Source organism: Streptomyces mayteni (genome assembly GCF_054783955.1).
Genome location: NZ_BAAGPR010000188.1, coordinates 1 through 8850 on the forward strand (window position 1 = coordinate 1; position 8850 = coordinate 8850).

The 8850-nt window shown below is 73.7% G+C and carries 10 protein-coding genes and 1 pseudogene; 3 read left to right on the top strand and 8 right to left on the bottom strand.

Going from position 1 to position 8850, the window contains the following annotated elements:
- Positions 1-280 precede the first annotated feature (280 nt).
- Positions 281-439: pseudogene (locus ACYVPE_RS38250) on the top strand (M15 family metallopeptidase); the annotation flags it as partial.
- A 92-nt stretch (positions 440-531) separates the two neighbouring features.
- Here ACYVPE_RS38250 and ACYVPE_RS38255 read toward each other — a convergent pair.
- Positions 532-957: a hypothetical protein gene (locus ACYVPE_RS38255; RefSeq protein WP_461038449.1), complete on the bottom strand. Its 426-nt coding sequence runs from the start codon at positions 955-957 to the stop codon at positions 532-534.
- 66 nt (positions 958-1023) lie between these two features.
- Complete coding sequence (aac(3), locus tag ACYVPE_RS38260; protein ID WP_461038450.1) at positions 1024-1881, bottom strand: aminoglycoside 3-N-acetyltransferase; 858 nt, start codon at positions 1879-1881, stop codon at positions 1024-1026.
- A gap of 66 nt (positions 1882-1947) precedes the next feature.
- Here aac(3) and ACYVPE_RS38265 point away from each other — a divergent pair, with 66 nt between their 5' ends.
- The gene (locus ACYVPE_RS38265) at positions 1948-2721 is read left to right on the top strand and encodes an NAD(P)-binding domain-containing protein (RefSeq protein ID WP_461038451.1); all 774 of its coding nucleotides are present in this window, start codon (positions 1948-1950) and stop codon (positions 2719-2721) included.
- Here the strand turns inward: ACYVPE_RS38265 and ACYVPE_RS38270 are convergent.
- The 6 genes from ACYVPE_RS38270 to ACYVPE_RS38295 all read right to left on the bottom strand — a co-directional run bounded on the left by ACYVPE_RS38270 (position 2702) and on the right by ACYVPE_RS38295 (position 7458).
- The gene (locus ACYVPE_RS38270) at positions 2702-3484 is read right to left on the bottom strand and encodes an urease accessory protein UreD (RefSeq protein ID WP_461038452.1); all 783 of its coding nucleotides are present in this window, start codon (positions 3482-3484) and stop codon (positions 2702-2704) included. The two genes, ACYVPE_RS38265 and ACYVPE_RS38270, sit on opposite strands and share 20 nt — an antisense overlap.
- The gene (gene ureG, locus ACYVPE_RS38275; RefSeq protein WP_461038453.1) at positions 3481-4167 is read right to left on the bottom strand and encodes an urease accessory protein UreG; all 687 of its coding nucleotides are present in this window, start codon (positions 4165-4167) and stop codon (positions 3481-3483) included. Before ureG ends, ACYVPE_RS38270 begins: the two co-directional genes overlap by 4 nt.
- Positions 4168-4407: 240 nt before the next feature.
- Positions 4408-5073 (bottom strand): urease accessory protein UreF, encoded by a 666-nt coding sequence (locus ACYVPE_RS38280; protein ID WP_461038458.1) that lies wholly within the window; start codon positions 5071-5073, stop codon positions 4408-4410.
- 40 nt (positions 5074-5113) lie between these two features.
- Entirely contained in the window at positions 5114-6835 is a 1722-nt protein-coding gene (locus ACYVPE_RS38285; RefSeq protein ID WP_461038454.1) for an urease subunit alpha, read from the bottom strand.
- Positions 6828-7139 carry an urease subunit beta gene (locus ACYVPE_RS38290; RefSeq protein WP_461038455.1) on the bottom strand — a complete coding sequence of 104 codons (312 nt, stop codon included), beginning with the start codon at positions 7137-7139 and terminating at the stop codon, positions 6828-6830. The genes ACYVPE_RS38285 and ACYVPE_RS38290 overlap by 8 nt, the downstream gene beginning before the upstream one ends.
- A gap of 16 nt (positions 7140-7155) precedes the next feature.
- Positions 7156-7458, bottom strand: a complete 303-nt coding sequence (locus ACYVPE_RS38295; protein ID WP_461038456.1) for an urease subunit gamma — start codon at positions 7456-7458, stop codon at positions 7156-7158.
- A gap of 240 nt (positions 7459-7698) precedes the next feature.
- Between ACYVPE_RS38295 and ACYVPE_RS38300 the strand changes: the two genes are divergently transcribed.
- Complete coding sequence (locus ACYVPE_RS38300; RefSeq protein WP_461038457.1) at positions 7699-8727, top strand: aspartate-semialdehyde dehydrogenase; 1029 nt, start codon at positions 7699-7701, stop codon at positions 8725-8727.
- Positions 8728-8850 lie beyond the last annotated feature (123 nt).

An 8850-nucleotide genomic window follows, 5' to 3' on the forward strand; every position in this document is an offset into this window, starting at 1 on the left:
CCCCTGCCACCACGTCCAACGACCACCCCCCACAAAGGTCACGCATTCGACCAAAGAACACCCGTCTCCCACCAGAGACTTCACGAGTGCCAAGCCCGGGACACACACCAATACCCGCCAGAACACACTCACGCGCAGCCAACAGGCAACAGCTCCCAACCCCCTCCTCTCCGGTCAAGGCATACCCAACACACCACGGAGCAGCGCATGATCGCGGCATGAACGAGATCGTCCTGATGTCGGACCCGAAGGTCGCCGCGATCCCCGTCGCGGAGTGCGGCGAACGGCTGCGGGCCGACCATCCCAGCCGGCCCGCGAAGCGGATCCGCGCGCGGGCGCGGCCGTCGACCTCACCCTCGCCGACGCCGAGGGGCGCGAACTGGACATGGGTACCCGGCTGAACGCCACCCCCGAGGAGAGCGACGGCGCCTGCTTCACCCACCCGCGGCTCGCTACGGCCCCGTGGAGACGCTTCCAGCGGGTCGTTGAAGCGACCCGGCGGTCGTCGTCACGAGGGGCTCGGGGCCCGCCTCACCAGGCCGGGGGCCTGGGCTGGTCGTAGACGTCGGTCTCCCCGGGCCAGCCGGCCGGGTAACGGTCCGTCCGGGTCAGGACCCCGGGGTCGGGCGGGTACCTCTCGTCGTGCGGCTCGAAGTGGAACCGCCCCGTGCGCGGCAGTGGGATCTCCACCAGCCTGCCGTCGTGCATCATCCACAGCCCGAAGCAGTCGTCCTCCTCGTCGTGGATCAGCACCTGCACGGACTCCGGCCGGGGCCACGGCAGGGACTCCAGGTGTCTCAGCAGCCCGGACCGCGAAGCCAACCGGACGAACTCCGCGCCCCAGCCGAACCCCCCGAGCCCACCGGGCCACATCTCGTGGAACGTGCCACCCCAGGTGCGCGTCTCGTCCGGTCGGGTCAGCGGTTCCATGACCCCGTCCGCGTCCTGCGCCAGCACGATGACTTCGGCGATTCCGCTCCTGCGGGAATACCGGCACCGGCCGCGACGCCGGCGCAACCGGGTTCAGCCGGTCGCAGGGCCCAGCTTCTCCTCGATCCAGGACACGCCGAAGTCGACGGCCTGAGCGGCCTCGAACAGGTGGCTTTCGGCGGCGCCGACGCGGCCCTTCCGGCCGATGCCGGCGGCGAGCATGTCGCGGACGATGACGGCGAACGGGTCCTGCCCCTCCGGCACCACGGCCGCGTAGTCGAAGGCCCCGTTCTCCGAGTCGATGTCGTGGAAGCGGCGCCAGACCCGCCGGCCGTCCTCCGACACCGGCTGCTCGTACGCCACGAACCGCTTGCCCGGCGCCTCGGCCAGCGCCTCCGCGTGGTGCAGCAGCGTCATGGTGCCGAGCGGCGCGCCGAGCAGCAGCACCCGGCCGCCGTGTTCCACCAGCCGCGCGAGGGGACTTCCCGGCCCGTGCGGGTCGTCCCAGGGGTGGTCGGCCACCAACTCGGCGGCCAGCGCGCCCAACGCGGCGAAGCTGACGTCCGGGTGTCGGCCGCGCACGGCACCCGGCCAGCGGCGCAGCGCCTCGGGGAGCCGGCCGTTGGCGTGGTCGGACTCGCTCGACTCCGGGTCGTAGGCGGGGTGTTCGGCGCGCAGCGCGTCCCGCCACCGTGCCGGCCAGTCGACGAAGTCGTACGGCGGCGCGTCGTTCCAGCCGCTGTACACCAGCAACGTGCCGCCGGGCCCCACCACGTCGCGGAGGGCGTCGACGACGGTGGCCGCGCCGCCCGCCACGTAGCCGATGGCGGACATCCGGGTGTGGAACATCACGATGTCGCCGGCGCCGAGGCCGAGTTCGGACAGGTCGCGGCCGATCCGGCTCCGCGTCACCGGGCCGTCGGAGACGGCGAGCAGGCTCGCTTCATCCATGATCGGAACCCTACAGAACCGGTTGCGGGCACCGTTGACGCAACAAGAACACGAGAGGGAGACAGCGTGCGACAGATCGGGATCATCGGCGTCGGCGAGATCGGCCGGGCCATCGTGGACGGCCTGTGCGACGGCGTCGAGGAGCCGCCGGAGATCCATCTCTCGCCGCGCGGCGCCCGGACGGCCGCGGAGTTGGCGGAGCGCCACGGGACGGTGCGGGTGTGCCCCGACAACCAGGCCGTGGTGGACCGTTCCGAGTTGCTGATCATCGCCGTCCGCCGAGACCAGCGCGAAGCGCTCGCCGGCCTGCGGGTGGCCGACGACCGGATCGTGGTCAACGTGATGGCCGGCGTCGGCAACGACGACCTGCGCCGGACGCTGGCCACCGACGCCCCGCTGGTCCGGGCCATCCCGCTGCCCACCGTCCGCGAACGCCGCTCCGTCACGGTGACGTACCCGGCGCACCCGACGGTGGACGCGTTCTTCGAGGGGCTCGGCGGGGCGCTCCCGGTCGCGGACGAGGCGGCCTTCGACGTCTGCTCCGCGCTGACCGGCACGCTGACCGCCCACTACTCCTATCTCGCCACCCTCACCTCGTGGGCCGGCCGCCACGGCATGGCCCCCGACGACGCCGAGCGCTACGTGCGCGGGCTCTTCCAGGGAGTCGGGCGCTCCCTGGGCGACGAGACCCACTCGCTGCGGCAGCTCGCGGCCGACCACGAGACCCCCGGGGGAAACAACGAACGCATCCGCACCACCTGGTTCGACACGGCCAACGCGGAGGCGCTGACCGCGGCCCTCGACGGCCTCCTCGCCGACCTCAGGCGGCCGGGTCGGTAGCGGCGCCGCCCAGCCGGGCGACACCCAACCGGGCGGCGCCGTCGGCGAGCAGGCGGCCGAGCAGCAACGCGTCCGGCGCCACGGCCGTGACCAGGGCGGCGGGGCCGGCCAGCGGGGCCAGCACCGCGGTCTCGGACAGCACCCGCGCCTCGGCCTGCTTCTCCTCGAACGCCGGGTCCACGACGAGGAGTTGACCGACGGCACGGTGGCCGCCGAGCACCGCGCCGCCGTCCCAGCCGGGGACGCCGGGGCCGAGGGAGAGCTCCTGGTCGAGCAGCGGCCGGCCGGCGCGGCGGACGACGAGCCGGGAGGTCAGCCGGCCGGGTTCCTCCCCCGCCCGGCCGAGGACCAGCTGTTCGCGGAGCACGAGACGGGCGTCGGCCGCCAGCTCCACCCGGGTGGTCGTCCGCAGGTCGCTGCCGGCGACCGAGATCAACGGCTCGGGGAGCCAGCGCAGTTCGCCGCCCTCCCGCACCGTCAGCGTCACGTCGTAGGCGGCCGGCTCGCCGCCCGGGCCCGGCAGGGCGACGGTGGCGGCGGCCGAGGTGACCCGGAGCGCCGCGGCGGGCCCAGCCTCGGCCGTCAGCCTGAGCCGGTCGCCGCCCAGCGGGCCGCTCATCGCGCCGACGACGGTGACCTGCGTGTAGGGCCCGGCCGCGCGGGTGCGGCGGAGCGCCAGCGGCCCCTCGCCGCGCAGCAGCGGCAGCGAGCCGTCGGCCGCGGCCACGATCCGGGCGTGTGCGGTGACGCCGGCGCCGCTCATGCCGCCGCGGGGGCCCAGGCGGCGAGGCGCGCCAACACCCAGTCGGCGACCGGCCGAACCCCGTCCTCCTCGCGCAACGAGGTGAACGCCACCGGCAGTTCGCCGCGTTGCGCCCTGGCGTCGCGGGCCATGGCCGCCAGGTCGGAGCCGACGTACGGCGCGAGGTCGGTCTTGTTGACGACGAGGAGGTCGGCGGTGGTGACGCCGGGGCCGCCCTTGCGCGGGATGTCGTCGCCGCCGGCCACGTCGATCACGAAGATCTGGGCGTCGACCAGGCCGACGGAGAAGGTGGCGGTGAGGTTGTCGCCGCCGGACTCGACCAGCACCAGGTCGAGCGGCCCGGTCCGCTCCTCCAACTCCTCGACCGCCTCCAGGTTGGCGGAGATGTCGTCGCGGATCGCGGTGTGCGGGCAGGCGCCGGTCTCCACGGCGACGATCCGCTCGGCGGGCAGCACGGCGGCGCGCAGCAGGAAGTCGGCGTCCTCGCGGGTGTAGATGTCGTTGGTGACGACGCCGATGGCGAGCCGGTCCCGCAGCGCCCGGCAGAGCGCGGCGACGGTGGCGGTCTTGCCCGAGCCGACCGGGCCGCCGAGGCCGATCCGCAGCGCCCGGCCGCCGCGCTCGGCGGGAACGACCTGGTGGGTGTGCCGGTGGGGGAAGGTCTCGGGGTGGTCGAGGTGCATCTGGCGGTGCTCCTAGGTCCTGTTCTGTCGATCTTGTCGGATCAGCCCTTGGCTCCCCCAGGCCTGGCGGCCTGGGTGGGGGTGCCCCCTGCACGGAGTGCTCGGGGGAGTGCCCCCATTCGCTTCGCGCAAGGCGGAGTATCGCAGCTCATACTTGCCCGTATTCGCGCGATGCGACAACGCGGCGAGGTGCCGTGTTCGGGGGCAGTCGCGGGCCCGGCAAGATCGGCAGGGCAGGGCCTAAGAGGCGAAGAGGCGGACGGGCCAGGCGGCGTGCGCCTCGGCGCCGATGTCGAGCAGCGGGGCCGAGGCGGCGGGCAGCGCTTCGGGGTCGCCGAGGGCGGCGGCCTCGGTGGCCAGCGCCGCGACCCGGTCGACCTCGCCGGCGAGGCGGGCCAGCACCGCGGTGGCGGCGAACGGGTCCGCCGACAGCAGCCGGACCGTGGCGCTCGACGAGCCGCTGACGGCGTCGTAGGCGGCGGCCCTGGCCGCGTCGCCCGGGGTGAGCCCGGCGGCCAGGGCGGCGAGCCCGAGCACCACAGGCTGGTGAAGGCCGCCGGCGTGGGCGGCGGCCAGCGCGTCGACCTCCGGCGACGGCCAGGTGGCACGGGCGGCCCGCATCAGCTGCCGGCCGAGCCGACGCGCCGTGGCGCGCAGCGCCGGGGACGGGGTGCGGGCGTCGGCGGCGGCGTCGAGCGCGACCGGGTCCTGGCCGCCGCAGGCCGCGGCGGCCAGCGCCGCCGCGACCAGGCCGGCCGTGTGCAGGCGGCCCCGGCAGAACTCCTCGAGCGAGTCGGGCCCGGTGATCCGCCCGGCGCGCACGGCGGCCTCCGCGCCGCCCGAGTGGGCGTGCGCGCCTGCCGGGAACCGGCCGTCCGCCAACAGCAACAACGCCGCCGTCATCAGAGAGCACCCATCAGAACGTGCCTCATCAGAACAGGCCCCATCAGAACAGGAAGTACCGCTGCGCGAGCGGCAGTTCGGCGGCCGGTTCGGGGACGACCGGCTCGCCGTCGATGGTGACGGAGAAGCTGTCCGGGTCCACGGTGACCGCCGGCGTGGCGTCGTTGAGCCGCATGTCGGCCTTGGTGGTGTGGCGGGTGTCGCCGATGGCGACGAACCGCTTGGCGAGCCCGAGCCGCTCGTCGAGGCCGCCGTCCAGCGCCAGCTGGGTGACGAAGTTGACCGAGCCGGACGCCGCCGCCCGGCCGAGCGCGCCGAACATCGGGCGGGGCAGCACGGGCTGCGGCGTGGGGATGGAGGCGTTGGCGTCGCCCATCTGGGCGTGGGCGATCTGGCCGCCCTTGAGCACCAGCAGCGGCTTGACCCCGAAGAAGGCCGGCTCCCACAGCACCAGGTCGGCCAGCTTGCCCGGCTCGACGGAGCCGATCTCGTGGTCGAGGCCCTGGGCCACCGCCGGGTTGATGGTGTATTTGGCGACATAGCGACGGGCCCGCAGGTTGTCGGCCGCGCCGTCGCCCGGCAGCGCGCCGCGCCGTCGCTTCATCACGTGCGCGGTCTGCCAGGTCCTGGTGATCACCTCGCCGACCCGGCCCATCGCCTGGGCGTCGGAGGAGATGATCGAGATCGCGCCCAGGTCGTGCAGGATGTCCTCGGCCGCGATCGTCGTCGGCCGGATCCGGGACTCGGCGAAGGCCAGGTCCTCGGGCACCGCCGGGTTGAGGTGGTGGCAGACCATCAGCATGTCGAGGTGCTCCTCGACGGTGTTGACGGTGTGCGGACGGGTCGGGTTGGTGGAGCTCGGCAGCACGTTGGGCTCGGAGACGACCGTGATGATGTCGGGCGCGTGCCCGCCGCCCGCGCCCTCGGTGTGGTACGCGTGGATGGTCCGGCCGGCGATCGCTGCCAGGGTGTCGGCGACGAAGCCGGCCTCGTTGAGGGTGTCGGTGTGGATCGCCAGCTGGGCGCCGGTCTCCTCGCAGACGGTCAGGCAGGCGTCGATCACCGCAGGGGTGGCGCCCCAGTCCTCGTGGATCTTGAAGCCGACCGCGCCGCCGCGCAGCTGGGCCCGCATCGCCTCGTGCGAGACGGTGTTCCCCTTGCCCAGCAGCCCGAGGTTGATCGGGGCGCCGTCCAGCGCCTCCAGCATCCTGGCCAGGTGCCAGGAGCCGGGCGTGACGGTGGTGGCCTTGGAGCCCTCGGCGGGCCCGGTGCCGCCGCCGATCAGCGTGGTGACGCCGGAGCCCAGCGCGGTCTCGACGATGGTCGGGGAGATGAAGTGGACATGGGCGTCGATGCCGCCGGCGGTGAGGATCCGGCCGTTGCCGGCGATCACCTCGGTCTCCGGGCCGATCACCAGCTCCGGGTGCACCCCGTCCATGGTGTCCGGGTTGCCGGCCTTGCCGAGCGCGGTGATCCGGCCGTCCCTGATCCCGACGTCGGCCTTCACGACGCCGGTGTGGTCCAGCACGATCGCGCCGGTGATCACGGTGTCCGGGGTGCCGTCGGCCCGGCTGGCCCGCGACTGGCCCATGGACTCGCGGATCACCTTGCCGCCGCCGAACACGGCCTCCTCGCCGGCCCGTCCTGGGCCGCCCGCGAGGTCGTCCTCGATCTCGATCAGCAGGTCGGTGTCGGCGAGCCGCACCCGGTCCCCGGTGGTGGGGCCGTACAGGTCGGCGTATCGCTGCCGGCTCAGCTCAGCCATCGAGGGCACCTCCGGTCTCGCCGCGCAGCCCCGGCACGATCCGGCGGCCGGCCAACGGCACGAGCTCCACCTCGACGGGGATGCCGGGCTCGAAGCGGACGGCCGTGCCGGCGGCGATCCCGAGCCGCAGGCCGTGGGCCGCCGCCCGGTCGAAGTCGAGCCCTGGGTTGGCCTCGGCGAAGTGGTAGTGGGAACCGACCTGGATCGGCCGGTCGGCGACGTTGCGCACGGTGAGCCGGGTGACCGGCGCACCCTCGTTGAGCGTCACCGGCGTCTCGGCGTACAGGATCTCTCCGGGAATCACGGCGTCTCCCCCGCGCTCAGGCGATGGGCTCGTGGACGGTGACGAGCTTGGTGCCGTCCGGGAAGGTCGCCTCCACCTGCACGTCCGGAATCATCTCGGGGACCCCGTCCATCACGTCGGCCCTGGCCAGGATCCGCCGCCCCGAGTCCATCAGCTCGGCGACGGTGCGGCCGTCCCGCGCGCCCTCCAGCACGTGGGCGGTGATCAACGCGACCGCCTCCGGATGGTTGAGCAGCAGCCCACGGGCCCGCCGCCTGGCGGCCACGTCCGCGGCCACGTGGATCAGCAGTCGTTCCTGCTCGTGCTGGGTCAGCTGCACGCCGGCCGCCCTTCTCTCAAGCTGTCAAGGCTGTCTCAGGTGGTCGCAGGCTGTGGAGGGTAGTTCGATCCGGTTACGGTGGCGTTACCCCACCGCCGTGACCTCCGCAGTATCCCGTGGTGACCGCCGCTCTGGTGTGACCGGCGTCAAAGAAGTGGCCGCGGTCGAGCTCGGCGGTGCAGGGTAGGAGAGCGGGACGGACGCATGCACCGCAGGTGCATCCGAAGCGAGAGGAAGCCCATGAAGATCGGGATCGTCGGAGCCACCGGACAGGTCGGCGGCGTGATGCGCGGAATCCTGGCCGAGCGGAAGTTCCCGGTCGACCAGCTCCGGCTGTTCGCCTCGACACGGTCGGCGGGCAGCACGCTGCCCTGGCAGGACGGCCTGATCACCGTGGAGGACGCGGCCACCGCCGACTACTCCGGGCTCGACGTCGTGCTCTTCTCGGCCGGCAAGGGCATCGCGAAGGTGCTCGCCGAGAAGGTCGCCGCGGCCGGCGCCGTGGTGATCGACAACTCCTCCGCCTGGCGGATGGACCCCGAGGTGCCGCTGGTGGTCTCCGAGGTCAACCCGCACGCCGTGGCCCAGCGCCCCAAGGGGATCATCGCCAACCCGAACTGCACCACCATGGCCGCCATGCCGGTGCTGCGCCCGCTCCACCGGGAGGCCGGCCTGACGTCCCTGGTGGTCTCCACCTACCAGGCGGTCTCCGGCAGCGGCCTCAGCGGCGTCGCCGAGCTCGACAGGCAGGCCCGGGCCGCCGCCGCCCAGGACATGGCGCGGCTGGCCTTCGACGGCACCGCGGTCGACTTCCCGGCCCCGGAGAACTACGCGCGCCCGATCGCCTTCAACGTGCTCCCGCTGGCCGGCTCCATCGTCGAGGACGGCCTCGCGGAGACCGACGAGGAGCAGAAGCTGCGCAACGAGAGCCGCAAGATCCTGGAGATCCCCGACCTCAAGGTCTCCGGCACCTGCGTCCGGGTCCCGGTCTTCAGCGGCCACTCGCTCCAGATCAACGCCCGCTTCGAGCGTCCGCTCTCCCCCGAGCGCGCCACGGAGCTGCTGTCCGCGGCGGAGGGCGTCGAGCTGTCCGACGTCCCCACCCCCCAGCAGGCCGCCGGCGCCGACCCCAGCTTCGTCGGCCGCATCCGCCGCGACGAGACGGTGGAGCACGGCCTGGCGCTCTTCGTCTCCAACGACAACCTCCGCAAGGGCGCGGCCCTCAACGCGGTCCAGATCGCCGAACTCCTCGCCGACGAACTCGGCTGACGCCGGCAACCTGGCGGCACCCGCCGGTCCGACCACGGCCTGGCCGGCCGAGCCGGCGCACAGCGCCAGCCGCGAGCCGCGGCCGCCGGCCAGGTTGGGCGCACGGCGGCGGAGCGCCTTGCC